Source organism: Mesorhizobium sp. M6A.T.Ce.TU.016.01.1.1, from assembly GCF_003997065.1.
Lineage (GTDB): Bacteria > Pseudomonadota > Alphaproteobacteria > Rhizobiales > Rhizobiaceae > Mesorhizobium > Mesorhizobium mediterraneum.
Window position 1 is genome coordinate 358047 of the sequence record NZ_RZTJ01000004.1, and the last position, 25683, is coordinate 383729.

At 63.0% G+C, this 25683-nt stretch carries 26 protein-coding genes; 15 read left to right on the forward strand and 11 right to left on the reverse strand.

Going from position 1 to position 25683, the window contains the following annotated elements:
• Positions 1-23 precede the first annotated feature (23 nt).
• The 6 genes from rbfA (at position 24) to EOC94_RS10470 (ending at position 6669) form a co-directional block, all read left to right on the forward strand.
• On the forward strand, positions 24-449 hold the full coding sequence (gene rbfA / locus EOC94_RS10445; RefSeq protein WP_127290251.1) for a 30S ribosome-binding factor RbfA: 426 nt from the start codon (positions 24-26) through the stop codon (positions 447-449).
• Positions 449-1429: a tRNA pseudouridine(55) synthase TruB gene (gene truB, locus EOC94_RS10450; RefSeq protein WP_127290253.1), complete on the forward strand. Its 981-nt coding sequence runs from the start codon at positions 449-451 to the stop codon at positions 1427-1429. Before rbfA ends, truB begins: the two co-directional genes overlap by 1 nt.
• 45 nt (positions 1430-1474) lie before the next feature.
• A complete protein-coding gene (gene corA, locus EOC94_RS10455) occupies positions 1475-2569 on the forward strand; it encodes a magnesium/cobalt transporter CorA (RefSeq protein ID WP_127290255.1) in 1095 nt (364 codons plus the stop codon).
• A 183-nt stretch (positions 2570-2752) separates the two neighbouring features.
• Complete coding sequence (gene rpsO / locus EOC94_RS10460) at positions 2753-3022, forward strand: 30S ribosomal protein S15 (RefSeq protein ID WP_006337962.1); 270 nt, start codon at positions 2753-2755, stop codon at positions 3020-3022.
• Positions 3023-3435: 413 nt separating this feature from the next.
• A complete protein-coding gene (gene pnp / locus EOC94_RS10465) occupies positions 3436-5583 on the forward strand; it encodes a polyribonucleotide nucleotidyltransferase (protein ID WP_127290257.1) in 2148 nt (715 codons plus the stop codon).
• A gap of 72 nt (positions 5584-5655) precedes the next feature.
• Entirely contained in the window at positions 5656-6669 is a 1014-nt protein-coding gene (locus EOC94_RS10470; protein WP_127290259.1) for a class I SAM-dependent methyltransferase, read from the forward strand.
• A gap of 39 nt (positions 6670-6708) precedes the next feature.
• On the opposite strand, the gene fabI is transcribed toward EOC94_RS10470, so the two are convergent.
• From fabI to fabA, 3 genes are all read right to left on the reverse strand, one after another.
• Positions 6709-7521 carry an enoyl-ACP reductase FabI gene (fabI, locus tag EOC94_RS10475; protein WP_095487879.1) on the reverse strand — a complete coding sequence of 271 codons (813 nt, stop codon included), beginning with the start codon at positions 7519-7521 and terminating at the stop codon, positions 6709-6711.
• A gap of 13 nt (positions 7522-7534) precedes the next feature.
• Positions 7535-8755: a beta-ketoacyl-ACP synthase I gene (fabB, locus tag EOC94_RS10480; protein WP_127290261.1), complete on the reverse strand. Its 1221-nt coding sequence runs from the start codon at positions 8753-8755 to the stop codon at positions 7535-7537.
• 117 nt (positions 8756-8872) lie between these two features.
• A complete protein-coding gene (fabA, locus tag EOC94_RS10485) occupies positions 8873-9391 on the reverse strand; it encodes a 3-hydroxyacyl-[acyl-carrier-protein] dehydratase FabA (protein ID WP_023802127.1) in 519 nt (172 codons plus the stop codon).
• A 243-nt stretch (positions 9392-9634) separates the two neighbouring features.
• On the opposite strand from fabA, the gene irrA reads away from it, so the two are divergent.
• Entirely contained in the window at positions 9635-10066 is a 432-nt protein-coding gene (gene irrA / locus EOC94_RS10490; RefSeq protein ID WP_006337949.1) for an iron response transcriptional regulator IrrA, read from the forward strand.
• A 71-nt stretch (positions 10067-10137) separates the two neighbouring features.
• On the opposite strand, the gene EOC94_RS10495 is transcribed toward irrA, so the two are convergent.
• Positions 10138-10695 (reverse strand): SH3 domain-containing protein, encoded by a 558-nt coding sequence (locus tag EOC94_RS10495; RefSeq protein ID WP_126103748.1) that lies wholly within the window; start codon positions 10693-10695, stop codon positions 10138-10140.
• Between the two features lie 158 nt (positions 10696-10853).
• Between EOC94_RS10495 and EOC94_RS10500 the strand changes: the two genes are divergently transcribed.
• From EOC94_RS10500 to EOC94_RS10535, 8 genes are all read left to right on the forward strand, one after another.
• Complete coding sequence (locus EOC94_RS10500; RefSeq protein WP_127290263.1) at positions 10854-11855, forward strand: D-glycerate dehydrogenase; 1002 nt, start codon at positions 10854-10856, stop codon at positions 11853-11855.
• 302 nt (positions 11856-12157) lie between these two features.
• Positions 12158-13345, forward strand: a complete 1188-nt coding sequence (locus EOC94_RS10505; RefSeq protein WP_127290265.1) for a M20 family metallopeptidase — start codon at positions 12158-12160, stop codon at positions 13343-13345.
• 33 nt (positions 13346-13378) lie between these two features.
• On the forward strand, positions 13379-14236 hold the full coding sequence (locus EOC94_RS10510; RefSeq protein WP_127290267.1) for a transporter substrate-binding domain-containing protein: 858 nt from the start codon (positions 13379-13381) through the stop codon (positions 14234-14236).
• 7 nt (positions 14237-14243) lie between these two features.
• On the forward strand, positions 14244-14963 hold the full coding sequence (locus tag EOC94_RS10515; RefSeq protein WP_245465537.1) for an ABC transporter permease subunit: 720 nt from the start codon (positions 14244-14246) through the stop codon (positions 14961-14963).
• A 1-nt stretch (position 14964) separates the two neighbouring features.
• A complete protein-coding gene (locus EOC94_RS10520; protein ID WP_127290269.1) occupies positions 14965-15651 on the forward strand; it encodes an ABC transporter permease subunit in 687 nt (228 codons plus the stop codon).
• Complete coding sequence (locus EOC94_RS10525; protein ID WP_126103743.1) at positions 15648-16424, forward strand: ATP-binding cassette domain-containing protein; 777 nt, start codon at positions 15648-15650, stop codon at positions 16422-16424. The genes EOC94_RS10520 and EOC94_RS10525 overlap by 4 nt, the downstream gene beginning before the upstream one ends.
• An 11-nt stretch (positions 16425-16435) precedes the next feature.
• Positions 16436-17128: a GntR family transcriptional regulator gene (locus EOC94_RS10530; RefSeq protein WP_095487892.1), complete on the forward strand. Its 693-nt coding sequence runs from the start codon at positions 16436-16438 to the stop codon at positions 17126-17128.
• Positions 17125-18024: a homocysteine S-methyltransferase family protein gene (locus EOC94_RS10535; protein WP_095487894.1), complete on the forward strand. Its 900-nt coding sequence runs from the start codon at positions 17125-17127 to the stop codon at positions 18022-18024. Before EOC94_RS10530 ends, EOC94_RS10535 begins: the two co-directional genes overlap by 4 nt.
• Positions 18025-18154: 130 nt before the next feature.
• On the opposite strand, the gene EOC94_RS10540 is transcribed toward EOC94_RS10535, so the two are convergent.
• The 7 genes from EOC94_RS10540 to EOC94_RS10570 form a co-directional block, all read right to left on the reverse strand.
• Positions 18155-18637 carry a GNAT family N-acetyltransferase gene (locus EOC94_RS10540; RefSeq protein ID WP_127290271.1) on the reverse strand — a complete coding sequence of 161 codons (483 nt, stop codon included), beginning with the start codon at positions 18635-18637 and terminating at the stop codon, positions 18155-18157.
• Positions 18638-18640: 3 nt separating this feature from the next.
• Entirely contained in the window at positions 18641-19396 is a 756-nt protein-coding gene (locus EOC94_RS10545) for a molybdopterin-synthase adenylyltransferase MoeB (protein WP_127290273.1), read from the reverse strand.
• Between the two features lie 31 nt (positions 19397-19427).
• Positions 19428-20600, reverse strand: coding sequence for a DNA replication/repair protein RecF (recF, locus tag EOC94_RS10550; RefSeq protein WP_127290275.1), 1173 nt, complete (start codon positions 20598-20600; stop codon positions 19428-19430).
• A 25-nt stretch (positions 20601-20625) separates the two neighbouring features.
• Entirely contained in the window at positions 20626-21744 is a 1119-nt protein-coding gene (gene dnaN, locus EOC94_RS10555) for a DNA polymerase III subunit beta (protein ID WP_095487902.1), read from the reverse strand.
• Positions 21745-22035: 291 nt separating this feature from the next.
• Positions 22036-23508, reverse strand: coding sequence for a chromosomal replication initiator protein DnaA (dnaA, locus tag EOC94_RS10560; RefSeq protein ID WP_245329992.1), 1473 nt, complete (start codon positions 23506-23508; stop codon positions 22036-22038).
• A gap of 919 nt (positions 23509-24427) precedes the next feature.
• The gene (gene rpsT / locus EOC94_RS10565; protein ID WP_095487906.1) at positions 24428-24694 is read right to left on the reverse strand and encodes a 30S ribosomal protein S20; all 267 of its coding nucleotides are present in this window, start codon (positions 24692-24694) and stop codon (positions 24428-24430) included.
• Positions 24695-24876: 182 nt separating this feature from the next.
• Positions 24877-25650, reverse strand: a complete 774-nt coding sequence (locus EOC94_RS10570) for an enoyl-CoA hydratase (RefSeq protein WP_095487908.1) — start codon at positions 25648-25650, stop codon at positions 24877-24879.
• Positions 25651-25683 lie beyond the last annotated feature (33 nt).

Consider the following 25683-nt stretch of genomic DNA (forward strand, 5'->3'; position numbering starts at 1 on the left):
TCACGATTTCAGGATAGAGAAAAATGCCCCGTTCAACCACATCAGGCCCATCCCAGCGCATGCTTCGCGTCGGCGAGCAGGTGCGCCATGCGCTGTCGGAAACCTTGCAGCGTGGCGAGATCCTCGATCCGTTGATCGAGAATGCCGTGGTGTCGGTCTCGGAAGTGCGCATGTCGCCCGATCTGAAGATCGCCACCGCCTTCGTCTCGCCGCTCGGCGCAAGTGATACCGATGCGGTGGTCGAGGCGCTCAACAAGCATGCGAAATTTGTGCGCGGCCGCGTTTCCGGCGCGCTCCGGCAGATGAAGTATATGCCGGAATTCCGCTTCCGGCTCGACACCAGCTACGACAATTTCCAGAAGATCAACGAATTGCTGCACTCGCCCGAAGTGGCGCGCGATCTCGGCACAGATGCCCAGAGTAAAGACAATGACAAGGACGAAAAATAGTGGCGCGTCGCGGCAAGAAGAAGGGCCGGCCGATCTCCGGCTGGCTGGTGCTGGACAAGCCCGTCGGCATGGGTTCGACCGAAGCCGTCTCCAAGATCAAATGGTTGTTCCAGGCGGAAAAGGCCGGCCATGCCGGCACGCTTGACCCGCTCGCTTCCGGCATGCTGCCGATTGCGCTCGGCGAAGCGACCAAGACCGTGCCTTATGTCCAGGATGGCGCCAAGGTCTACCGCTTCACTGTTGCCTGGGGTGAGGAGCGTTCGACCGATGACCTCGAAGGGCCGGTGACGAAAAGCTCCGACCAGCGTCCGGCTGAAGCCGATGTGCTTTTGCTGATGCCGAAATACACTGGCGTCATCATGCAGACGCCGCCGCAATTTTCAGCCATCAAGATCGCAGGCGAGCGCGCCTATGACCTTGCCCGCGACGGCGCGACGGTCGACATCCCGGCGCGGGAAGTCGAGATCGGCCGTCTCGACCTGGTTGAGCACAATGCTGATCGCACCATTTTCGAGGTCGAATGCGGCAAGGGCACTTATGTGCGCTCGCTGGCCCGCGACATGGGCCGCGACCTCGGCTGTTTCGGTCACATCGCCGAACTGCGCCGGATCGAGGTCGAGCCGTTCACGCAGGAAGACTTCGTCACCATCGCCGAGCTGGAAGCAGCACGTTTCGGCGAACGCGGTAATAAGGATCTGGATACGGCCGATGATGCATCCGGCGCTCCCGATGTGCCGGTCGATTTCGATGCCGTCGATGCGCTTCTGGTCGACACATCAGCCGCGCTCGACTGCCTGCCGCAGGTCGCGATCAGCGACGACGCGGCAACAAAAATCCGCCTCGGCAATCCGGTCATCATCCGTGGCCGCGACGCGCCGGTGGAAGCCGAGGAAGCCTGCGCTACGGCGCGCGGCAAGCTGGTCGCCATTGGCGCAATCGAACAAGGCATGTTCAAGCCGAAGCGGGTCTTTGCCGGGTGAGTCCCGTCGTCTAATCTCGATGAGACTTAAACATCCGAGGGGCACATGGCAAAGGCCGAGACGATCAAGAAGCGGGCGCCGGCGACCGCACGGCGACCGCCGGTTGGCGCATCGCCGGGCACGCTGATCGCCGACCCGGCGGCGCGGCGCAGCGAACTGCGACTGACACTGATGTCGCCCGACAAATTTGAGACGATCGAAGATGCCAGCATCGACGACGTCAAAGCCAATTGCGACACATGGCCGGTCATCTGGCTCGACTGTACCGGTCTCGCCAACATCCCGCTGATCGAGGAGATCGGCCGGATTTTCAGCCTGCATCCGCTGGCGCTGGAAGATGTCGTCAACACCGGCCAGCGGCCGAAGGTGGACTTCTTCGAGGACCATGCCTTCGTCGTCGTCAGGATGATCGACGACGTCACCGCACATCGTTACGAGCAGATCGCCGTCTTCTTCGGCAAGAACTTCGTCGTCACCTTCCAGGAGCGGGAAGGCGATCCGTTCGATCCCGTGCGCAAGCGCATCGAAAGCTCGATGCCCAACCGGTTGCGCGCACGCGGCGCAGACTATCTCGCCTATGCGCTGATCGACGCCATCGTCGACAGCTATTTCCCACCGATCGAGGCTGCCGGCGAATTGGTCGACAGCATCGAGGACCAGATGCTGCGCGCGCCGGACAAGCACCAGATGCGGCAGCTTCACGAGTTGCGGCGCGACGCCAACGTGCTGAAGGGGGTGCTTTGGCCGATGCGCGATGCGCTGGCCACGTTGATCCGCAACGACGTGCCCTATGTGAAGGCCGAGACCAAGGTTTTCCTGAACGACACGCTCGATCACTCGCTTCGGCTCATCGAACTGGTCGAAACCCAGCGCGACATGCTGACCGGCCTGATCGAGATGCATCTGTCGCTGAGCCAGGCGCGCACCAGCGACGTCATCAGCTATCTGACGATCGTCTCGGTGATCTTCATCCCGCTAACCTTTCTCGCTGGCGTGTGGGGCATGAACTTCGACCCCGAAACCTCGCCATGGAACATGCCGGAGCTAAAGGCCCAATACGGTTATCCGGCGGCGCTCGTGTTCATGGCCGTTGTCGCGATTGGGCTTGTCGCCTTCTTCAGATGGAAGAAATGGCTTTAGCGGAAGGGGAAATCTTCGTTTGTGCAGCAAAAAGCCGGCTTGTGAATTGGGCTGGTGTTTTCTAGGGAATTGCACTATATGCGCCGCAGCATCGTGCAATGACATGTTGCTTGTACCGGCCCCTGCTGGACGACATCCCGGCCGAGGGCGTCCCGTTTCCTCAAACAGATAAGGAAAAACACGATGTCGATTACTGCCGAGCGCAAAAAAGAATTGATGGGTGAATTCGCAACCGCCAAGGGCGATACCGGGTCTCCGGAAGTCCAGGTGGCCATCCTTTCCGAGCGCATCAAGAACCTGACCGACCATTTCAAGGACCACAAGAAGGATAACCATTCCCGCCGTGGTCTGCTTGCTCTCGTCTCCCAGCGCCGCAGCCTGCTTGATTATCTCAAGCGCAAGGATGACGCGCGTTATCAGACGCTGATCGAGAAGCTCGGTCTGCGCCGTTGACGAATTGACCGGCGGGTTCTTTCGAGAGCCCGCCGGTCGCGCATTGGAGCATCGGATTTATCCGGTACTCCAATCAGAAAGTAGGGCGCCGTGTGTCACCTGGACGCACAAAGGGACGCTCTGAAAGTTTGAATTTGCGCATGGTGCCTTCCGAAGGCCGCGGTTTTCGGGATCATGCGCAAGGCCAGTCGGATCGATTGGCCAGACCCGGTTTCGAAATAGCACAGGGCCTTTCGAAACCGCCCATGGACGGTCATGGGGCAGGATTGCAGGACGCTCGCGCGGCAATCGCGCCGGATTTACCCGAGCTTCCCGTTGTCTTGCCCGTGGCTGCCCGAGAAACGAAGCCAAGGGGAAGGGGCATTCGCGCACGGTGAAACGGCGCGGCCCTTTCCGCATATGAAGGACAAGATATGTTCAATCACCATAAAGTGGAAATCGAATGGGGCGGCCGCCCGCTCATCCTCGAAACCGGCAAGATCGCGCGCCAGGCTGACGGCGCGGTGCTCGCCACCTACGGCGAAACCAAAGTTCTCGCCACCGTCGTTTCGATGAAGGAGCCGAAGCCCGGCCTCGATTTCTTCCCGCTGACCGTCAACTATCAGGAAAAGACCTATGCCGCCGGCAAGATCCCGGGCGGCTATTTCAAGCGCGAGGGACGTCCGAGCGAGAAGGAAACGCTGGTTTCCCGCCTCATCGACCGTCCGATCCGCCCACTCTTCGCTGACGGCTACAAGAACGACACGCAGATCGTCGTCACCGTCGTCCAGCACGATCTCGAAAACGATCCGGATATCCTGTCGATCGTCGCGACCTCGGCGGCCTTGACGCTGTCCGGCGTCCCTTTCATGGGCCCGATCGGCGGCGCTCGCGTCGGCTACATCAACGGCGAATATGTGCTCAATCCGCATGTCGACGAGATGCAGGAATCCAAGCTTGACCTGATTGTCGCCGGCACCTCCGACGCCGTGCTTATGGTTGAGTCCGAAGCCAAGGAGCTCGGCGAGGACCTGATGCTCGGCGCTGTCATGTTCGGCCATCGCGGCTTCCAGCCGGTGATCGATGCGATCATCAAGTTGGCCGAGGTTGCCGCCAAGGACCCGCGCGATTTCACCGCGCCGGACTATTCGGCGCTTGAAGCAGAGATGCTGAAGATCGTCGAAGGCGAGCTTCGCGATGCCTACAAGATCACCGACAAGCAGAAGCGCTATGCCGCCGTCGACGCCGTCAAGGCGAAGGTCAAGGCTGCGTTCGCCCCCGCCGAAGGCGAGGAAGCAAAATACACGTCCGAGCAGATCGGCACCGTGTTCAAGGAGCTCCAGGCCAAGGTCGTGCGCTGGAACATCCTCGACACCGGCTCGCGCATCGACGGCCGCGACCTGAAGACGGTCCGCAAGATCGTCTCCGAAGTCGGCGTCCTGCCGCGCACCCACGGCTCGGCGCTGTTCACCCGCGGTGAGACCCAGGCGCTGGTCGTCGCCACGCTCGGCACCGGCGAGGACGAGCAGTATGTCGATTCGCTGACCGGCATGTACAAGGAGAAATTCCTCCTTCATTACAACTTCCCTCCCTATTCGGTCGGTGAAACCGGCCGCATGGGTTCGCCGGGCCGCCGCGAAATCGGCCACGGCAAGCTCGCCTGGCGTGCGATCCGCCCGATGCTGCCGACCGCCGACCAGTTCCCCTACACGCTGCGCGTCGTCTCGGAGATCACCGAGTCCAACGGCTCGTCGTCGATGGCCACCGTCTGTGGCACCTCGCTGGCGCTGATGGATGCCGGCGTGCCGCTGGCCAAGCCGGTTGCCGGCATTGCCATGGGTCTCATCAAGGAAGGCGAGCGCTTCGCGGTGCTCTCCGACATCCTCGGCGACGAGGATCACCTCGGCGATATGGACTTCAAGGTTGCCGGCACCGCCAACGGCATCACCTCGCTGCAGATGGACATCAAGATCGAAGGCATCACCGAGGAGATCATGAAGATCGCGCTCGGCCAGGCCAAGGACGGCCGCCAGCACATTCTCGGCGAAATGGGCAATGCGCTGTCCGGCGCGCGTTCAGAACTCGGTGAGTTCGCGCCGCGCATCGAGGTCATGCATATCCCGACCGACAAGATCCGCGACGTGATCGGCTCGGGCGGCAAGGTCATCCGCGAGATCGTCGAAAAGACCGGCGCCAAGATCAACATCGAGGACGACGGCACGGTCAAGATCGCTTCGTCCAACGCCAAGGAGATCGAGGCGGCGAAGAAGTGGATCCACACCATCGTCGCCGAGCCGGAAGTCGGCGAAATCTACGAGGGCACGGTCGTCAAGACCGCCGACTTCGGCGCTTTCGTCAACTTCTTCGGTCCGCGTGACGGCCTCGTCCATATCTCGCAGCTCGCTAACGATCGCGTCGCCAAGACCTCCGACGTCGTCAAGGAAGGCGACAAGGTCTGGGTCAAGCTGATGGGCTTCGACGAGCGCGGCAAGGTCCGCCTGTCGATGAAGGTCGTCGACCAGGCCACGGGCAAGGAAATCGCCCGCGACAAGAAGGCCGAAGGCGAAGAAGACGCCGCCTGAGCGATCTGACGGTATAATCGAAGCGGGCGCGCCGACAGGTCGCGCCCGTTTTCATTTTCAAGAGATCGAAGAATGTCCGCCGAGCCGCTGAAGACACTGTTCCACCCGTTCGAGGCCGAGGCTGTCGCCATGCCGCGTAAAGGCGAGCGCGTCCTCTTTCTGGGCGCCGAGCCGGGTTTCCGCCTGCCCGAAGGCTTCGATGCAACACTGCATCTGGTGCAAGGCTTCCGCCCGCATTTTCGCGCGCTGCAGGGCGCCGGCTTCACGGTCACGCCGCATCTGGAGGGCGAAGGTTTCGATGCGGCACTGGTGCTTGCCGGCCGTCATCGCGGGCAAAACGAATTGCGCATCGCTGAGGCGATTGAGCGTGTGAGGCCGGGCGGACTGATCGCCGTCGCCGGTGGCAAGGACGATGGCATTGCGAGCCTGCGCAAGCGCATCGGCGAGCTTGTGACGCTCGACGGCCATATGCCGAAACATCACGGCATCGCCTTCTGGTTCCGTCGACCGGCCGACGCTGCGGTCGCGGCAACGCTTCGCGCCGCCAATCCAACCCTTCTGCTCGAGGCCCGGTTCCGCACCGCGCCAGGCATGTTCTCTTTTGATAAGATCGATGCAGGTTCGAGATTGCTGGTGGACAATTTGCCCGGCGACCTGCGTGGCAACATTGCCGATTTCTGCGCCGGCTGGGGCTATGTGGCGGCCGAGGTCGCCGCCCGCTCACCCGGCATCTCGGCGCTCGATCTCTACGAGGCCGAGTTCGAGGCGCTGGAGGCGGCGAAACGCAATATCGGCAATACAGCGGCGGAACCCAATTTCTTCTGGATCGATCTTTTGAGCGAGCCGGTCGAGCGCCGTTATGACGCCATCGTCATGAACCCGCCCTTCCATCGCAGCCGCGCGACCGAGCCGGAGATCGGTGCCGGCATGATCCGCGCCGCGGCGAAGGCGCTGAAGCCAGGTGGGCGGCTGTTCATGGTGGCGAACCGTCAGCTTCCCTACGAGCCGGTGCTGGCGGCCGCCTTCTCCAGCCACGCCGAGATCGCCCGCGACGGGATGTTCAAGGTTTTGGCGGCGCGCCGCTGAGCGGAGTTCACCGGACCAAGGCATTTTCTATGGGCCGAATTATTCCCGGCCGGTGTCGGCCTGCTTCAACTCGTCGAGCGCCGGCATCGAGACGATGTGGTAGCCGGAATCGACATAGTGGATTTCGCCGGTGACGCCGGACGACAGGTCGGACAGGAGGTAGAGCGCGGAGCCACCGACCTCGTCGATGGTCACTGTACGGCGCAGCGGCGAGTTGCGCTGCTGGTAGGAAAACATATGGCGTGCGTCGGAAATCCCGGCGCCGGCCAGTGTCCGCACCGGTCCCGCCGATATGCCGTTCACCCTGATGCCGCGCGGTCCGTAGTCGTTGGCGAGATAGCGGACGCTGGCTTCCAGCCCGGCCTTGGCCACGCCCATGACGTTATAGTTCGGCATGACACGAACAGAACCCGCATAGGTCAGCGTGATCATCGAGCCACTGTCCTTCATCAGCGCGGCGGCGTGACGGGCGACCTCTGTGAAGGAGTAGCAGGAGATGACCATGGTGCGGACGAAATTGTCGCGGCTGGTGTCGGCGTAAAGGCCCTTCAGCTCGTTCTTGTCGGAAAAGCCAATGGCATGGACGACGAAGTCCAGCCCGCCCCAGGCCTTGCCCAAGGTCTCGAAGGTGGCGGCAACCGATGCGCTGTCCTCGACATCGCAAGGCACGACCAGCGAGGCGCCGAGCTTGTCGGCGAGCGGCTTGACCCGGCGCCCGAAGGCCTCGCCTTGATAGGTGAAGGCGAGTTCCGCCCCATGTTCGGAGAGTTTCCGGGCGATGCCCCAGGCGATCGAGTGATCGTTGGCGACACCCATGACAAGCCCGCGCTTGCCCTTCATCAATCCGTCCATGGTCGGCAAATCCTTATGCGGAATAGCGCTGGAAAATCAGCGTTGCGTTGGTGCCGCCGAAACCAAACGAATTGGACAAAACAGTGTCGATCCTGGCGTCGTCGATGCGTGTGCGCACGATCGGCATGCCTTCGAATTCCGGATCGAGTTGCTCGATATGAGCGCTCTCGCCGATGAAGCCGCCTTGCATCATCAGGATAGAGTAGATCGATTCCTGCACGCCGGCCGCACCCAGCGAATGGCCAGTCAGCGATTTGGTCGAGGTGATGAAAGGCATCTTATCGCCGAACACCTCGCGGATCGCGCCCATTTCCCTGGAGTCGCCGACCGGTGTCGAGGTGCCGTGCGTGTTGATGTAGTCGACTGGCGAAGAGGTGGTCGCCAGCGCCTGCCGCATGCAGCGCACCGCACCTTCGCCCGATGGCGCCACCATGTCGTAGCCGTCTGAGGTCGCGCCATAGCCGACGATCTCGGCGTAGATCTTGGCGCCGCGTGCCTTGGCGTGCTCGAGCTCTTCCAGGACCAGCACGCCGGCACCGCCGGCAATGACGAAGCCGTCGCGATCGACGTCATAGGCGCGCGAGGCGGCCGACGCCCTGTCGTTGAACTTGGACGACATGGCGCCCATCGCGTCGAACAGGTCCGACATCGTCCAGTCGAGATCCTCATGGCCGCCGGCGAAGACCATGTCCTGCTTGCCCCACTGGATCAGTTCGTAGCCATTGCCGATGCAATGCGCCGAGGTCGAGCAGGCCGACGAGATCGAATAGTTGACGCCATGGATCTTGAACCAGGTGGCGAGCGTCGCTGAAGCGGTCGACGACATCGCCTTCGGCACGGCGAACGGGCCGATGCGCTTGGGGCTGCCATTCTTGAGCGTGGTTTCGGCCGCTTCGACGATGGCTCGGGTCGACGGTCCGCCCGATCCCATGACGATGCCGGTGCGCTCATTGGTGATGTCGTTCTCACCAAGTCCAGCGTCCACAATAGCCTGGTCCATGGCGACATGGTTCCAGGCCGCACCTTGCGACAGGAAGCGCATAGCGCGACGATCGATCAGGGCGGAGGGGTCGAGCGTCGGCGCTCCCCAGACCTGACAGCGGAAGCCGTGTTCGGCGAAGGAATCAGAGAAGCTGATGCCGGACTTGGCATCGTGGAGCGAGGCCTGCACCTCGTTGGCATTGTTGCCGATCGACGACACGATGCCGAGGCCTGTCACTACGACCCGTCTCATTCGCAACTCCTTCCAGCGCTTGAACCCGAAACCTGTTGGACACGGATCATGCGCAAATTAAAGTTCTACAGCTTCGTTTGCGCGTCCCAGGGACGCGCGGCGCTGTGGGGGCGCCGGTCAGGCGGCGGCCGATTGCTTGGACAGACCCACCTTGAGGTCCGTTGCTGCGTATATGGGTTCGCCATCCGCCTTCAGCCAGCCATCGGCGATACCAAGCACCAGCCGGCCGCGCATCACGCGCTTGAAGTCCACGCCATACTCCACCTTCTTGACCGACGGTGTCACCATGCCCTTGAACTTCACCTCGCCGGTCGAGAGCGCCATTCCTTTGCCCGGCTCGCCGAGCCAGCCAAGGTAGAATCCCGTCAATTGCCACATGGCGTCGAGGCCCAGGCACCCCGGCATGATTGGATTGCCGATGAAGTGGCAGGCGAAAAACCACAGGTCCGGCTTAATGTCGAACTCTGCGCGGATGAAGCCCTTGTCGAAGGCACCGCCCGTCTCGCTGATTTCGGTGATGCGGTCGAACATCAGCATCGGCGGATAGGGGAGTTGGGCGTTTCCAGGTCCGAACAGCTCGCCGCGGGCGCAGGCAAGCAGTTCTTCGTAATCGTAGCTGGATTTCGAAACCGCCATCAATCTCTTCCCCGTAATCGTCCCGGGCGGTAGAGCGCCCTTGTCGTTGGTTTCCTAACACAATCTATTTCAGGCCGGAAACCGGCGTTTGCGCTTAACCTGCCCGTCTGCCTGGGTCAATGCGCGCTATTGATCGTATTCGGCCGACAGAATATATGTCGGGAGGTGTTCAGTTTCGGGCGATGTTCGTTTTTTGCCATTCTGGGCATATCTTGGGGCGAAACTATGAGCTTGGACGGATAGATGGATCTGGGCTGCCGGAAGGAAAATGTCGCTGTGGACAAGCGGGTTCGCGAAGCTGGGCTGAGGCCGACGCGTCAGCGCATTGCGCTGGCCGATCTGCTTTTCGCCAAGGGCGACCGCCATCTGTCGGCCGAGGAACTGCACGAGGAGGCGATCGCCGCCGGCGTGCCGGTGTCGCTCGCCACCGTCTACAACGCCCTTCATCAATTCACCCAGGCGGGCCTTCTGCGCATCCTGGCCGTCGAGGGGTCAAAGACCTACTTCGACACCAACACCTCCGATCACCATCATTTCTACATTGAAGGCGAAAACAGGATCTTCGATATCGCCAGCGGTCCTGTCACGGTTTCCAACCTGCCGGAGCCGCCGGAAGGCATGGAGATCGCCAATGTCGACATCGTGGTAAGGCTGCGTCCCAAACGCTGCGATTGATCGGCGCGTCATTGGGTCCGCGAGATACCGTCTCGCCCGCTAGTCCATGATCCCGAACCGACAAGGAGAGGTCAGTTTTTGACCCGTTCGCCCGGATAGGCGCCCCAGACAAGCGACTGGGCGAGCCAGCCGGTGTGGCCGTCGAAGGTCATTTCGCACCACTGGCCGTCACAGGACCTGATCGTGCCCATGGCGCCCGGCTCGATGATCGCGATGATGCTGGCATCCTTTTCCGGGTCGTTGAGAAGGTTGATTCGGGCATCCTTGCCGCGCTGCCAGGGTGCCACGATCGCCGTGCGGCGGCCTGAAAGCAGCGACTGGTTGATCCAGCCTTCCGAGCCGTCGGCATCGCGCACCCGACGCCAGGTGTCGAATTCCTGGATGATTTCCATCGGCAGGCCAGGCTTCATGTACATCCAGTCGACGGAATAGTTGACGCCTGGTCCGACGCGGGAGTTGACGCGGCCCGCTTTCAGGCTGACGAAACGCGGCAGCGGCAGGCCGCTCGGCCCAAGCGTTGCGCTCTGGGCCGGTGCTGCCGCACTCTGTGCCGCCACAAGCGGGGAATAAAGGAGAGCGCCGATAAATGCTGCGCTGAGGGTCAGGCGGAGCGACGCAAAACCAGACACTTTCGTTCCTTTCAGCGCCGGCTCATCGGCCTTGGCGCCCCTTTTTCTTTGTCTTCGGCGGAACCTCTTGTTACATGGAGAACTGGCACCGCGACCGGCCTCCAGTTTCGCCTGTCTTGGTTAAAGAGGTCTCAACGAGGGGTGGGTTTGAGGAAACAATGGCAGGCAGAAAAAGGCCCCTCGTCGTCATCACGCGCAAGCTGCCCGATCCGGTCGAGACCCGCATGCGTGAGCTGTTCGACGCCCGGCTGAATGTCGAAGACAGGCCGATGACGCAGCCGGAATTGGTCGCGGCGGTCAAGGAAGCCGACGTGCTGGTGCCGACCATAACCGATCATATCGACGCAGCGCTAATCGCTCAGGCTGGCGACAACCTCAAGCTGATCGCCAATTTCGGCAACGGCGTCGACAAGATCGACGTGGCGGCAGCAGCGAAGAAGGGCATTACCGTCACCAACACGCCGAACGTGCTGACCGAAGATACGGCCGACATGACCATGGCGCTAATGCTGGCGGTGCCTCGGCGGCTGACGGAAGGCGCCAATGTGCTGACCGGCGACAAGAAGTGGGCGGGCTGGTCGCCAACCTGGATGCTCGGCCGGCGGATCTGGGGCAAACGCCTCGGCATTGTCGGCATGGGCCGCATCGGCACCGCTGTCGCCCGGCGGGCCAAGGCTTTTGGGCTGTCGATCCACTACCACAACCGCCATCGCGTGCTGCCGGCGGTCGAGGATGAGCTGGAGGCAACCTACTGGGAAAGCCTCGACCAGATGCTTGCCCGCATGGACATCATCTCGGTCAACTGTCCGTCGACGCCGGCAACCTTCCATCTGCTCTCGGCGCGGCGGCTGGCGCTTCTGCAACCGTCCGCTTACATCGTCAACACGGCGCGCGGCGATATCATCGACGAGGACTCTCTGGTCAAGCTGATCCAGGACGGCAAGATCGCCGGCGCCGGCCTCGACGTCTACGAGCATGAGCCGGCGCTGAACAGCAAATTGCTGAAGCTCGCCGCCAAGGGCAAGGTCGTGCTGTTGCCGCATATGGGATCGGCGACGCTCGAAGGCCGCATCGATATGGGCGAGAAGGTGATCATCAACATCCGCGCCTTCTTCGATGGCCATCGCCCGCCTGACCGCGTACTGCCGCTGCGGACGTGACCGGGCGCCGTCCAATTCTTCAGCAAAGACTTTAGGGTCCCCGATAGGGGATCAGGGACCCCGCCTTGAGGCGGCTGGGATGGCTCGGCATGAGCAACCATCTCACGCAAAAGTTTGCGGCACCGGTTGCACGCGGTGCAGTCGCGCGGGAAGCAAGGTTCCCGGATGCTGCCCCGGAGCAGCTCCCATGTGGCTTTAGAAAATCATTCTACTCCCGATCGGTCTCGTCGATTGTCGATCCTTGACAATAGTTGACAGTAGCATCAAGCAAAGGGCTTCCATCGCAAGAGTGTAAAAAGCTGATGCCTGACCGCCGCAACGACCCCGGCCCCGAGATCGAGGGACTTATCCGCACCATCGAGGCTCGCCTCATTGAACTGCGTCGCGACATCCATGCCCATCCAGAAACCGGCTTCGACACGGTCCGCACGGCCGGCCTGGTCGCCGCCGAGCTTGGCGCGCTCGGGATCGAGGCGCGCACCGGCGTCGGCCGCACCGGCGTCGTGGCCGAGATATCCGGAGCCTTTCCCGGTCCCTGCCTGATCCTGCGGGCCGATATGGATGCCTTGCCGATCGGGGAGCAGATCGGTCTGCCTTATGCTTCGACCATTCCAGGCAGGATGCATGCCTGCGGGCACGATCTTCACACCGCCTCGCTTCTCGGCGCCGCGCATGCGCTGGTCTCGCTGGCGCCGCGTCTGCGCGGCTCGGTCCGGCTGATTTTTCAGCCCGCCGAGGAGACGCAGGAGAGCGGCGCGGCGGCCATGGTGGCGGACGGTGCCGCCAAAGGTGCTGACATGGCCATCGCCTTCCACAACCGTCCGGAACTGCCGGCGGGGCAGGGTCTGTTGAACCGCGGCGCAAGCACCGCATCGAGCGACGAGTTCAAGGTGGTGGTGCGCGGCAAGTCGGGCCATGCCGCGCGACCCCATGCCGCCATCGACCCGATCGTCGCCAGCGCCCATATCATCACCCAACTCCAGACCGTGATATCGCGCGAGATGGACCCCGCGCAGTCCGCCGTCCTGACCATCGGCCATATCGAGGGCGGCGCGACCCAAAACATCATTCCCGACAGCTGCATGTTCGAGGGCACGGTGCGTTGCCGCTCGCCTCGGTCGCGCGATCTCGCCGAGGCCGCGTTCCGGCGCATCTGCGAAGGCACCGCGCAGGCGCTCAATGCCGCCGTCGAGATCGACTATGCGCGCGGCGCGCCGCCCCTGATGAACGACGATGCGCTGGTTGATCGTGCGGTTTCCGTGCTCGGCCATCAGTTCGGCGCGACGCCCCAGGTCGAGCCGGGAACGAGCTTCGGAGCCGAGGACTTTTCCTATTTCTCCGAACTCATGCCTTCGGTCCAGATATTCATCGGTTCGGGCCAGCCCGGCCGTGACGACCGCGTCCACAACTCCGACTATCAGCCCGATGAAGCCTGCATCGGGCAAAGCGCCATCGCGCTCACGCGCATGGCGGTCGATCTTCTTTCCTGACCCCTCAACCCTCCTCCCAAGGATGATCCAAGCATGAAAATCACCCGCAGCACCTTCCTGCGCATGGGCCTTGCCGCCATTGCCGGGCTCGCCGTTGCCCCCGCCACAGCTCTTGCCCAGGGACGTAAAAAATATGTTTTCGCCACCGAAGGAGCCTTCCCGCCCTTCAATATGACCCGACCGAATGGCGAGCTCTACGGCTTCGAGCTGGACATGCTGGCCGAGATCGCCAAGCGCGCCGACTTCGACTATGAGGTGATCTCGCAGGCCTGGGACGGCATGATCCAAGGCCTCATCGACGGCAAGTACAATGCGGTGGTCGACTCGGTCTCCGTCACCGAAAAACGCCTCGAAGTGGTCGATTTCTCGCTCCCCTACACCACCGGCGGCTCGACCTTCGTCGTGCTGAAGGAAAGCGGCGTCGAACTGTCGGGCACGGGCGCTTTCGTCGACCTCGACGATACGAAGGCCACCGATGCCGCCATCGCGGCGATCGCCGGGGTGCTGGACGGCAAGACCGTGGGCGTCCATGTCTCGACCATCCAGGCAGACTTCCTGAACAAGTATCTGGCCGACAAGGGCGTGACGATCCGCACCTATCAGACCGGCCCGGAAGTCTATCAGGATCTGCTGAACGGGCGGCTCGACGCCGGGATCGCCTCGGTCACCAACATCTCGGCTTTCCTCGAGAAGAACACAGAAACCGCCAAGGCCACCGGCCCGTCCTTCACGGGCGGCGTCATGGGTCGCGGCTCTGCCTTCGTCGTCCAGAAGGGCGACGCTGAGTTGGCCGGGCTTCTCAGCAAAGCGTTGAAGTCGATGTCGGACGACGGCACGCTCGTCGAGCTGTCGAAGAAATGGTTCGGCATGGTCGTGACGCCCACGCTCTGAGGCCAGCGTGCAGGCCGATCTGACACTTCTCGGCTTCGGGCCCGACGGATGGGGGCTGGCGCTCGCGCGCGCCGGCCTCATGACGCTCTATGTCTCCGTCGCGGCATTCCTGAGCGGGTTGGCCTTCGGCACGCTCATCGCCTGGGCCCGGGTGGCGGGCAACTGGCCGCTGCGCAAGCTGGCCGAGGCCTACGCCACGGTCTTCCGGGGCGTGCCCGATATCCTGGTGATCTACCTGTTCTATTTCGGCGGCCGGCAGGTCGTCACGGCCATTGGCACGGCGCTCGGACTGTCGGGGCCGTTCGACATCAGCGGCTTTCTGGCCGGAGTGCTGGCGATCGGGCTGATCTCGGCCGCCAACCAGTCCGAGGTGCTGCGCGGCGCCTATCAGGCCGTGCCCCGGGGCACGATCGAGGCGGGGCGCGTGGTCGGCATGACGCGGCTGATCCTGTTTCGGCGGGTCATCGCGCCGCAGGCGCTGGTCACCGCAATTCCCGGCATGGGCAACCAGTGGCAGTCGGTCATCAAGGAATCCGCCCTCGTCTCGGTGACGGGCTTGGTCGAGACCATGCGCCAGGTCGCGGTCGCAGCGGGCACCACCCAGGAGCATTTCCTGTTCTACGCCGCTGGTGCGATCGTCTATCTCATCATCACCACGCTGTCGGATCATGTCTTCCGCCTCGCCGAAAGACGCAGCCTGCGCGGCCACGAGCAAGGCGGGCTCTGAGATGGATTTCGCCTTTCTCTCGGGCATGCTCACGCAGCTCCTCAAGGGATTGCCGCTGACGCTCAACCTCGGCATCCTGGCGCTTGCGGGCGGGTTCTGCCTTTCGCTGATCCTCAACCTCATGCGCACGACGAGGGTCGGCAACGCACTGGCCTCGGCCTATGTCTTCGCCTTCCGCGGCACGCCGCTGCTCATCCAGATATTCATGATCTATTACGGGCTGGCGGGCTTCGGCTTCATCCGCCACGGCTTCCTCTGGCCCTTCCTGCGCGAGCCCTATTGGTGCGGGCTGCTGGCGCTGATCCTGAACGATGCCGCCTATACGTCCGAGATTCTGCGCGGGGGGTTGCGCGCCGTGCCAAGGGGCGCGGTCGAAGCAGCGCGCGTCTCGGGCATGACGCGGCTGACGGTCATGCGCCGCATCACGCTGCCCATAGCCGTCCGTCAGGCGCTGCCCGCCTATTCCAACGAGGTGATCTCGATCCTCAAATCCACGGCGCTGGTCTCGACCATCACGCTGATGGAAGTCACCGGCATAGCCCGCGCCGCCGCCTCGGAAACCTGGCGGGCGGTCGAGATATTCCTCTGCGCGGCGGCGATCTATCTCGCCCTGTCGCTTCTGGTTACGCGGCTCTCGGCCTGGGCCGAGCGGCGCCTTTCGCCCTGGCAATTCGGAGAGACGCCATGAGCCTCCCATCGACCGCGCTTTCCATCGCCGGCCTGCGCAAGAGCTTCGGCAGCAACGAGGTGCTGCGCGGCATCGACCTTGTCGCCAAGGACGGCGACGTGATCTCGTTGATAGGCGCGAGCGGCTCTGGCAAGAGCACGCTGCTGCGCTGCATCCCCATGCTGGAGATCCCCGACGTCGGAACGGTGTCGGTGGGCGAGGACAGCCTCTCCCCGACGGGCGGACGTCTGTCGCGCGCCCAACTGGCCGTGGCGCGGCAGATGCGCGGACATCTCGGCTTCGTCTTCCAGAACTTCAATCTGTGGCCGCACCGCACCGTGCTGCAGAACGTCATCGAGGCGCCACTGTTCGTCCAGAGCCGTCCCCGCGCCGAGGCAGTGGAGGAGGCCACGGCGCTCCTGGAAAAGGTAGGTCTCGCCGAAAAGCGCGATGCGTGGCCCGCGCATCTTTCGGGCGGGCAGCAGCAACGGGTCGCGATCGCGCGCGCTCTTGCCCAGCGGCCTCGCGCCATCCTGTTCGACGAGCCCACCTCGGCGCTCGACCCGGAACTGGTGGGCGAGGTCCTGAAGGTGATCCGCGCCCTTGCCGCGGAAGGGCGCACCATGCTGATCGTTACCCACGAGATGGGCTTTGCGCGCGAGGTCTCCTCGCAGGTAGTCTTCCTGCATCAGGGCCTGATAGAAGAGGCCGGCACACCGGGGCAGGTCTTTGGCAATCCTGCATCGGAGCGCTGCCGCGCCTTTCTCAGCGGCCATTTCGACCGCAATCGCTAAGGACCCCGGACATGCGTCAGCCAATCCAGCGCAAGAGCCTTCAGGACCAGGCCACCGAGTGGCTGCGCGAGGCGATCGTGCGTGGCGATTTTGCGCCGGGCGCGGTGCTGACCGAGCTGACCTTGACCGAACGCATCGGTCTCGGCCGTGGCACGGTGCGTTCCGCGCTCTTCGCGATGGAAGCGCAGGAACTGGTGACGCGCACGCCCTATTCGAGCTGGCGCGTGGCCGTGCTCGATGCCCAGGCGATCTGGGAGATCTACACATTGCGGGCGGCGTTCGAAGGCTTGGCCGCCCGCATTCTCGCCCAACGCCGCGCCGCTCTCGGTACCGATCTGGTCGAGGCGGCTTTTGCCGCCCTACCGGCGGCGAATGACGGCGGCACGGATGTGCGGGTGGCAGCCGATCTCGGCTTCCATGCCAGTTTCGTCGAGCAGACCGGGCACCAGCATCTGATCCGTCGCCACGGGCTTCTGGCCGACAAGATGGAGTGGCTCTATCGCTGGTCCGAAGCACACTGGCCCTGCCGCCAGCCGCTGGTCAGCGATCACCAGCGCCTGTTCGACGCGCTGATGAGGGGAAGCCCCGAAGCGGCCGAACAGGCCGTCCGCGACCATATCGCCGAGTCGATCGAGCTGGACGTCGCAGGCTTCTACGAACTTCAAGGACGCGGCGCGACGACGCCGCAACAGGAGCAGGCATGAACGACATCACCATTCTCGACGGCGGCATGGGCCGCGAACTCGAGCGCATCGGCGCGCCCTTCCGCCAGCCGGAATGGTCCGCGCTGGCGCTGATGGAAGCGCCCGAGATGGTCCGCCGGGTGCACGAGGATTATATTCGCGCGGGCGCGAAGGTCATCACCACCAATTCCTATGCGCTGGTGCCCTTCCACATCGGCGAGGGGCGGTTCCGTGCGCGCGGCGCCGAGCTGGCGTCGCTGGCCGGAAGGCTGGCGCGCGAGGCGGCCGACGGCACGCCCGGCGTGAAGGTAGCTGGATCGTTGCCGCCAGTCTTCGGCTCCTATCAGCCGGAACTTTTCAAGGCCGACCTGGCGCAGGACTATCTCTCGGTTCTGGTTGAGGGCCTCGCGCCCCACGTCGATTGCTGGCTCGCCGAGACCCAGAGCAGCCTCGAGGAGGCCCACACCGCCGCCGCGGCGGTGCGCGGCAGCGGCAAGCCGCTCTGGCTGTCCTTCACCCTGCGGGACGATGTCGCGCCGCAGGACGTGCCCGAGCCGCAGCTGCGGTCCGGGCAGAGCGTAGCCGACGCTGCCCGTCTCGCACAGCGCACGGGGGCGGAGGCGCTGCTCTTCAATTGCTCTATGCCCGAGGTCATGGGAGCAGCGCTCCAAGCTGCGCGCATTGCCGCCCCCGGTCTGCCGCTCGGGGTCTATGCCAACGCCTTCGGCTCCCAGGACGAGGACGGCGCGGCCAACGAGGTGATCTCGGATATCCGGGCCGATCTCGATCCGAAATCCTATTGCCGCTGGGCCGACGGCTGGGTCGCGAAGGGTGCCTCCATCATCGGCGGCTGCTGCGGGATTGGCGCCGACCACATCCACCATCTGGCCGGGCATCTGCGCTGCGGGCATCATTGATGCCTGTGGGCCGCGCAGAGCGGCTCTTGTCACGGGCGTCAGCCGCGGCATCGGCAGGGCGCTTGCCAAGAGGGGCTGCCGAGGCAGGCTTCGTTGTCGCCATCAACGCCATCTGACCCCGGGTGGGGTATCACGAAAGACATTTGCGCATCGTGATCGAGGTCGGACGGTCGTAGCCGTTGTGCGCCGTCCGTTCGGTTTCGCGAAAGCCGAGGCGGGCAAAGGCTGCATGATTTCCGGTCAGCTCGACCCGCGTCTGAAGCTCGATCGCCGGCTTGCCGCGGTTGCGGGCAAGATCCTCGACAGCTTGCATCAGTTGGCTGCCAATCCCCTGTCCTTGAAAGCCCGGTTCGACGGCGAGCTTTCCGACGTAGAAATCGTTGGCCCGCTCCAGAACAAAAATACAGCCGACGATCCTGCCGTCCTTCAGCGCCGAAAAGCCCATCTCCCGCCGAGCCTTGTCCCGGAGATTTTCGACCGTGAGCCGATGTGCTGAGGATGGCGGATCGATGACGCCGTCCATCGAGGCGAAGGCGCGCATGATCAGCGCCAGCACCTCGTCCCATCGGTCGAAATCGGCGGGAAGCTGCGCGATGGAAACCAGGCTGCCCAAGATCTAGTTTCTCTTGTAGCGGATCGTATCGAAGCGCGCGGTCAACGCATCGTAAAGCAGCAGCCGACCGACCAGCGGCTCGCCTATGCCGGCGATCAGCTTGATCGCCTCCATGGCCTGCAGCGTGCCGACGACGCCGGTCAGCACGCCGAGCACGCCGGCCACAGCGCAGGACGGCACCAGGCCGGGCGGCGGCGGTTCCGGAAAAAGATCGCGATAGCTTGGATATGGCTTGCCGTCCGCGCCGGTCTCGAACGGTTTCAGCACGGTCACCGAGCCGTCGAAGCGGCCGACGGCGGCATGTACCAGCGGCCGCTTTTCCGCGGCGCAGGCGTCGGCCATCGCATAGCGTGTTTCGAAATTGTCGGAGCCGTCGACGACGATGTCATAGCGGGCGACGAGAGCAGGGGCGTTGTCCGCCGTCAGCCTGAGATTGTGCAGTTCCACGGCGACGTTGGGATTGATGCGGGCGATCGCCGCTTTGGCACTGTCGGTTTTCGCCATGCCGACAGTCTCGGTGCCGTGAATCACCTGTCTTTGCAGGTTTGACAGCGAGACGCTGTCGTCGTCGACGATCCCGAGCGTGCCGACGCCGGCGGCGGCAAGATATTCGAGCACCGGCGCCCCCAACCCGCCGGCGCCGATGACCAGGACCCGCGCACGCTTCAGACGCTGCTGGCCGGCGCCACCGATCTCGGGCAGCACGATGTGGCGGGCGTAGCGTTCAAGCTCTTCGTCGGTGAGCGCGGTGATGTTCATTGCAAGACAATATAGCTGCCGAGAAATCTTGTCAGGCGTCTTTGGTTGGCCCAACCGTGCCGTGATCGACGGTCAGGAACTGCGCGCGTCCCTTGAGACTGGAAAACAGCGCCGCATCGGTCCCGGTCATGAAGGCCTGGCAGTTCAGCTCTTCGAGGATCGAGAACAGCGCGGCGCGCCGGCCTGCGTCGAGATGGGCGGCGATCTCATCGAGCAGCAGGATCGGCGTCATGCCCGACATCTCGCCGGTCAGCCGGGCATGCGACAGGACCATGCCGACCAGCAGCGCCTTCTGCTCGCCGGTCGAACAGAGTTCGGCCGGCATCGCCTTGGGCCGGTGCCTCACCACGAGATCCGAACGGTGCGGGCCGTCTAGCGTGCGCCCGGCGGCGCGGTCGCGATCGCGGCCTTCGGCAAGGGCGCGGCGGAACCGCTCCTCGACATCGACAGCCGCGGTGGTTCCGACTTCGCTTTCCAACGCGCCCGACAGGCCGATATCGGCTTGCGGAAACGGACCCGCGCTTGGCAGCCTGTCGATCATCGCGGCAAGCAGGCGCATCAGTTCGGCACGCGCGGCGGCAATCGCCACACCGGTTTCGGCCATTTGCGTCTCGATCGCGTCGAACCAGGCGCCGTCACGCGAGCCTTCGGCGAGCAGCCGATTGCGGCCGCGCATCGCTTTTTCGTAGTCGAGCGCGCGCTGGCCGTGGCCGGGATCGATCGCCAGCACCTGACGGTCGAGAAAGCGCCGGCGGTCTGCGGCCGGCCCGGTGAACAACGCATCCATCGCCGGTGTCAGCCAGACGACGCGCAGCCATTCCAGCATGTCCTCCGCCGAGCGCGCTGCCGCGCCATTGATCCGCACCCGCCGGCCGCCCTCGCCGGCGGCGCCGCCCCCTGCAATGCCGGTGCCGATCTCGACCGGGCCGTCCGGCCCATCGAGCCGGGCATGGATGGCAAAGCCGCCGTCGCCGCCTTCGCGCGCCACGTCGGCATAAGGTGCGCGGCGCAGGCCGCGACCCGGCGTCAGCAGGGAAATCGCTTCCAGCAGATTGGTTTTGCCGGCGCCATTGTCACCGGAAAAAATCACGGCGCCGGGGTCGATGTCGATCGACAGCGTTGCGTAGTTGCGGAAATTCGTAAGCGATAGCTTACTTATATGAGTCTGCTGGTCGTGCGCAGACTGCTTCGCAACTCCGGTCATGACAGCAAGATGGCCTCGTTCAGGCCTACACCCGCATCGGCATCAGCACGTAGAGCGTGGTTTCGTCGGCCATGTCGTGGATCAGCGTTGGCGAACCGGCGTCCGCCAGCATGAATTTTGCCTCAGTGCCGGTCAACTGGGCTGCGACGTCGAGCAGATATTTGGCATTGAAGCCGATTTCGATCGCGTCGGACGAATAATCCGCAGCCAGTTCTTCGGTGGCGCTGCCTGAATCCGGATTGTTGACCGCAAGCGTGACCTGGCCTTCTCCAATCGAAAGCTTCACCGCGCGGCCGCGCTCGGAGGAGATGGTCGAGACGCGGTCGACGGCGGCGGCGAAACTCTGACGGTCGATGATCAGCTTCTTGTCGTTGCCGGTGGGGATGACCCGCTGATAGTCCGGGAAGGTGCCGTCGATCAGCTTCGATGTCAAAACCACACTGCCGATGGTGAAGCGGATCTTGGTGTCGGACAATTCGGTGGTCACGGCGATATCAGGGTCATCGACAAGCTTTTGCAACTCGCTGACCGTCTTGCGCGGAATGATGATGCCCGGCATGCCCTCGGACCCTGCCGGCGCGTCGATCTCGGCGCGCGCCAGTCGATGTCCGTCGGTCGCTACCGAGCGCAGCTTCAGCTTGCCGTCGGCATCATGCGTGTGCAGATAGATGCCGTTCAGGTAGTAACGCGTCTCTTCGGTGGAGATGGCGAATTGGGTCTTCTCGATCAGGCCCCTGAGCGCAACCGAATCGAGCCGGAAGATATGCGAGAACGATCCGGCCGAAAGCTCCGGGAAATCGGATTGCGGCAGGCATTGGAGACGGAAGCTCGAGCGGCCCGAGGTCACCGTCATGGCGTTGCCGTCCTCGTCGGTCTTCAGCATGACCTCAGCGCCGTCGGCGAGCTTGCGCACGATGTCGTAGAGCAGATGCGCCGGAACCGTCGTCGCCCCGCCGCGCTCGACCTTGGCAGGCGTGGCTTCGGTCACCTCCAGATCGAGGTCGGTCGCCTTCATCTCGAGGGTGGCGCCTTCGGCGCTCAGCAGCACATTCGACAGAATCGGTATGGTGTTGCGCCGCTCGACCACGCGATGAACGTGATTGAGCGACTTCAGGAGATTTGACCGTTCCAAGATAACACGCATGACGAAACAGGCTCGCTTGAATGAATGAGCGGGTCTCCGGCAAGCGGTGCCCCGCGAAAGGTCTGAACAGGCTCAGAATCTGCATAAACTGATAGGAAAAACCCCGCAAGCGCAAGCCCACGCCACCGGTTCGAGCCGGTTACGCAGGCTTTCTGGGGATAAAGCTGGCGAAGCCCGCAAGCCAATGCTTGTCGCCCAAAAGTGCGCAGCGGTTTTGAGGCAACGACATGCATAAAAACGTAGATTTCAAGCGCGTCGCAGCCACGCGACACGCTTTGTTTTTCGGGCCGGTCAGGCTTGATCGTTGATCAGTCTTCTCAGCAGTTCGAGTTCCTGCGCCAGCGTGTTGTCGACGCCTGAAAGATCCTCGATCTTGCGCACGGCATGCAGCACCGTCGTGTGGTCGCGGCCACCGAAACGCCGTCCGATCTCCGGCAAGGAGCGCGGTGTCATCACCTTCGACAGGTACATGGCGACCTGCCGCGGCTTGACGATCGTACGCGTGCGCCGGTTGGACAGAAGTTCTGTCTTCGAAACATTGTAATGGCGCGCGACGATGCGCTGGATGTCCTCGATGCGCACCCGCTTCGGCTCGCCCGAACGATAGATGTGGCCGAGGATCTCGTCGATGCGGTCGATGGTGATCTGCGGTTCGAACGACTGGCGGAACAGAAGCTGGTTGAACGCGCCTTCGAGTTCGCGTCCGCTGCCGGTCACCGTGCGGGCGACATGGTTGAGGATCTCCTCCGAGATGTCGAGCGATGCATCGTCAGCCTTTGCGGTGGCAAGGCGCAGCTTGAGCATGCCGATGCGCATGGCGAAATCCGGCGCCGACATTTCGAGCGCGACGCCGCCGTTGAGGCGCGAGCGGACGCGGGGCTCCAGCGATTCCAGTTCCGACGGCGGCCGGTCGGCGGCAACCACCACCTGCTTGGCGCTGTCGAGCAGCATGTTGATCAGATGGCAGAATTCATGCTGGATCGACTTGCCTTGCAGGAACTGCATGTCGTCGATGATGAGGAGGTCGATGTCGCGGAGCTGCTCCTTCAGCGTCAGCGCATTGTTGTCGCGGATCGCGGTGGCGAACCGCCACATGAAATATTCGGCCGTGAGATAGACGACGCGCGACTTTGGATTCTGCTTCAGCGATTCCGCTGCGATCGCCTGCAACAGGTGCGTCTTGCCCAGCCCCACCGTCGCGTGAAGAAAGAGCGGATTGAAGCGCACCGCGCTCGACTGCGATTCCGCCACCGCCTTGGCGGCGGCGAAGGCCACCCGGTTCGACGGTCCCTCGATGAAGGAGCCGAACGTATAGCGCGGGTCAAGCGGCGAACCGAGCACATTGTGCCTGAACTCGGTCTCTGCAGGCATTCCCGAGCGAGGTGCCGGCACCCGCTCCACCCTGCCGGGGCCCGCTGTTCCAGCGGCCAGCGCCGTTTGCGCTTGCCTTGTCATCTTGCGCGCTGGGGCCAGTTCGGGCTCGACGCCATTGCGCCCCGGGCGGGTAGCGGTGCGCACGACGATCTCGATCTTGAGGATTTCGGGATCCTCGTGTTTCCACAGCTCGGCGATGAGGTCGAGGTAGTGGCCGTTGATCCATGAGCGCAGGAAGGCAGTCGGCACGGAGATGCGGACAATGCCCCGGGATGCTTCGGCGACCTTCATGCGCCCGAACCAGCTCGAATAGACTTCGGTTCCCAGACGCGCCTTCAACTGGGCCTTGACCCGGTCGAACTTCTGTTCCGCGTCGTTGGAAGCCGACATAGTGTCCCCTCCGGTTAAGGTTCCAGGGAATGGGAGGTCGCCCGTAAGCTCCCTTTCGATGCCGCTCTGCATGATCGAGTTCCTTGTCCTTTTGTACCTTTTTTCGCCGGGGATACGCCTCCTGCATCCATGTTTCCGGCGACCGTGTCTTCGCTGCGACACTACCGCCGCCGCCGGCAGATGATGTCGCCTCGTTGTCAGGGGACCGGCGCCGGCTCCTCAGAGCCAGCCCGTTTGGTCATGTCAGGGCAATACAATGCCGTCCGGCGAAAACGCCGGCGCGCATTGACCTGCCATATACAGTTACGCCAATCCCCTACCGTATCGAAAAGACAAACCAAACCCGACGCGGAAATGATCCACGTCATGAATTCCGCCATTTTTTTGCTGGCCGATTCAGGCTGGGTTAAGGGCCAACAGGCCCGTCCCTCTCGATAGACCGACATTAACGAAATCGTTGTGGATAGGGCAAGGCCACGACTAACGGATTTTTAAGGAATGTGGTTACCGCAGACGGGTTCGAACCCTGTGTTGCACGGGCGTATTTTGACAAAGCCATTGTGATTCAAACCCTTTTCCGGCGAATATGAAAAAGGCCACGCCGCGCGAAATTTTCTGAAATAATTTTCTTGACAGGCAATTGTCCCCCATCCCCCGCACGCGATGTGAACAAGCTGTGGATGGACCGTCCGTAAGTTATTGAAAAGTAAGGGTAGTTTTTGACAGCCGATATTTTCGTCGCGGACGCTTTCAGCGGCCTTGAATATCAGCAGGCATGTATATGCCGGCAAAGCATTTCGAACATTGAAGTTCGCGCGGAGGTGTGGTTTGCGAGCATTCTTTTTAAGTACTTGCCGGCAAACGAAAAAACCCGGCGCGAGCGGCCGGGTTTAAAGAAGATCAGTTCTGGAAAGGTATATCAGGCCGACAGCACCTTGAGCCGCTGGGCCAGGCGCGACACCTTACGGGATGCCGTGTTCTTGTGCACCACGCCCTTGGTCGCGGCGCGCATCAATTCCGGCTCCGCCACTTTGAAAGCAGCCTGCGCGGCGGCCTTGTCGCCCGAGGCGAGCGCCTCCTCGACCTGGCGGATATAGGTCCGCACGCGCGAGCGGCGGTTCTTGTTCATCGCCGTGCGACGGGCGATCTTGCGCGTTGCCTTTTTGGCCGAGGAGGTATTGGCCATGATGCCTCTCTTCTGATCTGGTGGGCGCATGCGGGATGCCGCAGGGCGCAAAAAACAAACGGGCAGCCACAGGGCCGCCTCGGTTGGTGCGGCTTATAGTTCAGCTTTTCCGGCGCGTCAACGCTGCTTCGCCTTCTTTTTGGCCACTGTTGTCGCTCGCATCCCGCCGCCGTCGTCACGATCTACCGGTTCGTGAAATTCGGCTTCCGCTTCTCGGTAAAGGCGGCCATGCCTTCCTTCTGGTCGTCGAGCGCAAACAGGGAGTGAAAAAGCCGGCGCTCGAACCGCAGCCCTTCGGCCAGTGTCGTTTCATAGGCGCGGTTGACGGCCTCTTTCGCCATCATCACCGAGGGCAGCGAAAAATCGGCTATCTTGGCCGCCGCCTTCAACGCCTCCTCGATCAGCTCGTCGGCAGGCACGACGCGCGACACCAGGCCGCAACGCTCGGCCTCCGCGGCATCCATCATCCGTCCGGTCAGGCACATGTCCATCGCCTTCGACTTGCCGACGAAGCGGGTTAGGCGCTGTGATCCGCCCATTCCCGGCATGACGCCGAGCGTGATCTCGGGCTGGCCGAACTTGGCGTTGTCGGCGGCGATGATGAAGTCGCACATCATCGCCAGTTCGCAGCCGCCCCCGAGCGCATAGCCGGCCACTGCCGCGATAACAGGCTTGCGCGCCCGGGTGAACTCTTCCCAGCCGACAAAGAAATCCTGCACATAGGCGTCGGCAAAGGAGATCGCCTGCATTTCCTTGATGTCCGCACCTGCCGCGAAGGCCTTTTCGGAACCGGTGATGACCATCGCGCCGATGTCGGCATTCGCGCAGAAGCCGTTCACGGCCGCGACCACTTCCGCCAGGATTTGGGAGTTCAGCGCATTGAGCGCCTTCGGCCGGTTCAGCGTGATCAGCCCGACCTTGCCGCGGGTTTCCACGATAATCGTTTCATAGGTCATGACTGTATCTCCTCGCTCGGTCATCTATCTACA

Bases quoted from the DNA above. Each gene is read 5' to 3' on its own strand.
- rpsO (WP_006337962.1), top strand. From the start codon at position 2,753: ATGTCGATTACTGCCGAGCGCAAAAAAGAATTGATGGGTGAATTCGCA.
- EOC94_RS10470 (WP_127290259.1), top strand. From the start codon at position 5,656: ATGTCCGCCGAGCCGCTGAAGACACTGTTCCACCCGTTCGAGGCCGAG.
- rbfA (WP_127290251.1), top strand. From the start codon at position 24: ATGCCCCGTTCAACCACATCAGGCCCATCCCAGCGCATGCTTCGCGTC.
- rpsT (WP_095487906.1), bottom strand. From the start codon at position 24,694: ATGGCCAATACCTCCTCGGCCAAAAAGGCAACGCGCAAGATCGCCCGT.
- dnaA (WP_245329992.1), bottom strand. From the start codon at position 23,508: ATGTCGGCTTCCAACGACGCGGAACAGAAGTTCGACCGGGTCAAGGCC.
- dnaN (WP_095487902.1), bottom strand. From the start codon at position 21,744: ATGCGTGTTATCTTGGAACGGTCAAATCTCCTGAAGTCGCTCAATCAC.
- EOC94_RS10570 (WP_095487908.1), bottom strand. From the start codon at position 25,650: ATGACCTATGAAACGATTATCGTGGAAACCCGCGGCAAGGTCGGGCTG.
- recF (WP_127290275.1), bottom strand. From the start codon at position 20,600: ATGACCGGAGTTGCGAAGCAGTCTGCGCACGACCAGCAGACTCATATA.
- irrA (WP_006337949.1), top strand. From the start codon at position 9,635: ATGGATCTGGGCTGCCGGAAGGAAAATGTCGCTGTGGACAAGCGGGTT.
- fabA (WP_023802127.1), bottom strand. From the start codon at position 9,391: ATGGCGGTTTCGAAATCCAGCTACGATTACGAAGAACTGCTTGCCTGC.
- EOC94_RS10525 (WP_126103743.1), top strand. From the start codon at position 15,648: ATGAGCCTCCCATCGACCGCGCTTTCCATCGCCGGCCTGCGCAAGAGC.
- corA (WP_127290255.1), top strand. From the start codon at position 1,475: ATGGCAAAGGCCGAGACGATCAAGAAGCGGGCGCCGGCGACCGCACGG.
- EOC94_RS10545 (WP_127290273.1), bottom strand. From the start codon at position 19,396: ATGAACATCACCGCGCTCACCGACGAAGAGCTTGAACGCTACGCCCGC.
- EOC94_RS10520 (WP_127290269.1), top strand. From the start codon at position 14,965: ATGGATTTCGCCTTTCTCTCGGGCATGCTCACGCAGCTCCTCAAGGGA.
- pnp (WP_127290257.1), top strand. From the start codon at position 3,436: ATGTTCAATCACCATAAAGTGGAAATCGAATGGGGCGGCCGCCCGCTC.
- EOC94_RS10535 (WP_095487894.1), top strand. From the start codon at position 17,125: ATGAACGACATCACCATTCTCGACGGCGGCATGGGCCGCGAACTCGAG.
- EOC94_RS10530 (WP_095487892.1), top strand. From the start codon at position 16,436: ATGCGTCAGCCAATCCAGCGCAAGAGCCTTCAGGACCAGGCCACCGAG.
- EOC94_RS10505 (WP_127290265.1), top strand. From the start codon at position 12,158: ATGCCTGACCGCCGCAACGACCCCGGCCCCGAGATCGAGGGACTTATC.
- fabI (WP_095487879.1), bottom strand. From the start codon at position 7,521: ATGGACGGATTGATGAAGGGCAAGCGCGGGCTTGTCATGGGTGTCGCC.
- fabB (WP_127290261.1), bottom strand. From the start codon at position 8,755: ATGAGACGGGTCGTAGTGACAGGCCTCGGCATCGTGTCGTCGATCGGC.
- EOC94_RS10500 (WP_127290263.1), top strand. From the start codon at position 10,854: ATGGCAGGCAGAAAAAGGCCCCTCGTCGTCATCACGCGCAAGCTGCCC.
- EOC94_RS10510 (WP_127290267.1), top strand. From the start codon at position 13,379: ATGAAAATCACCCGCAGCACCTTCCTGCGCATGGGCCTTGCCGCCATT.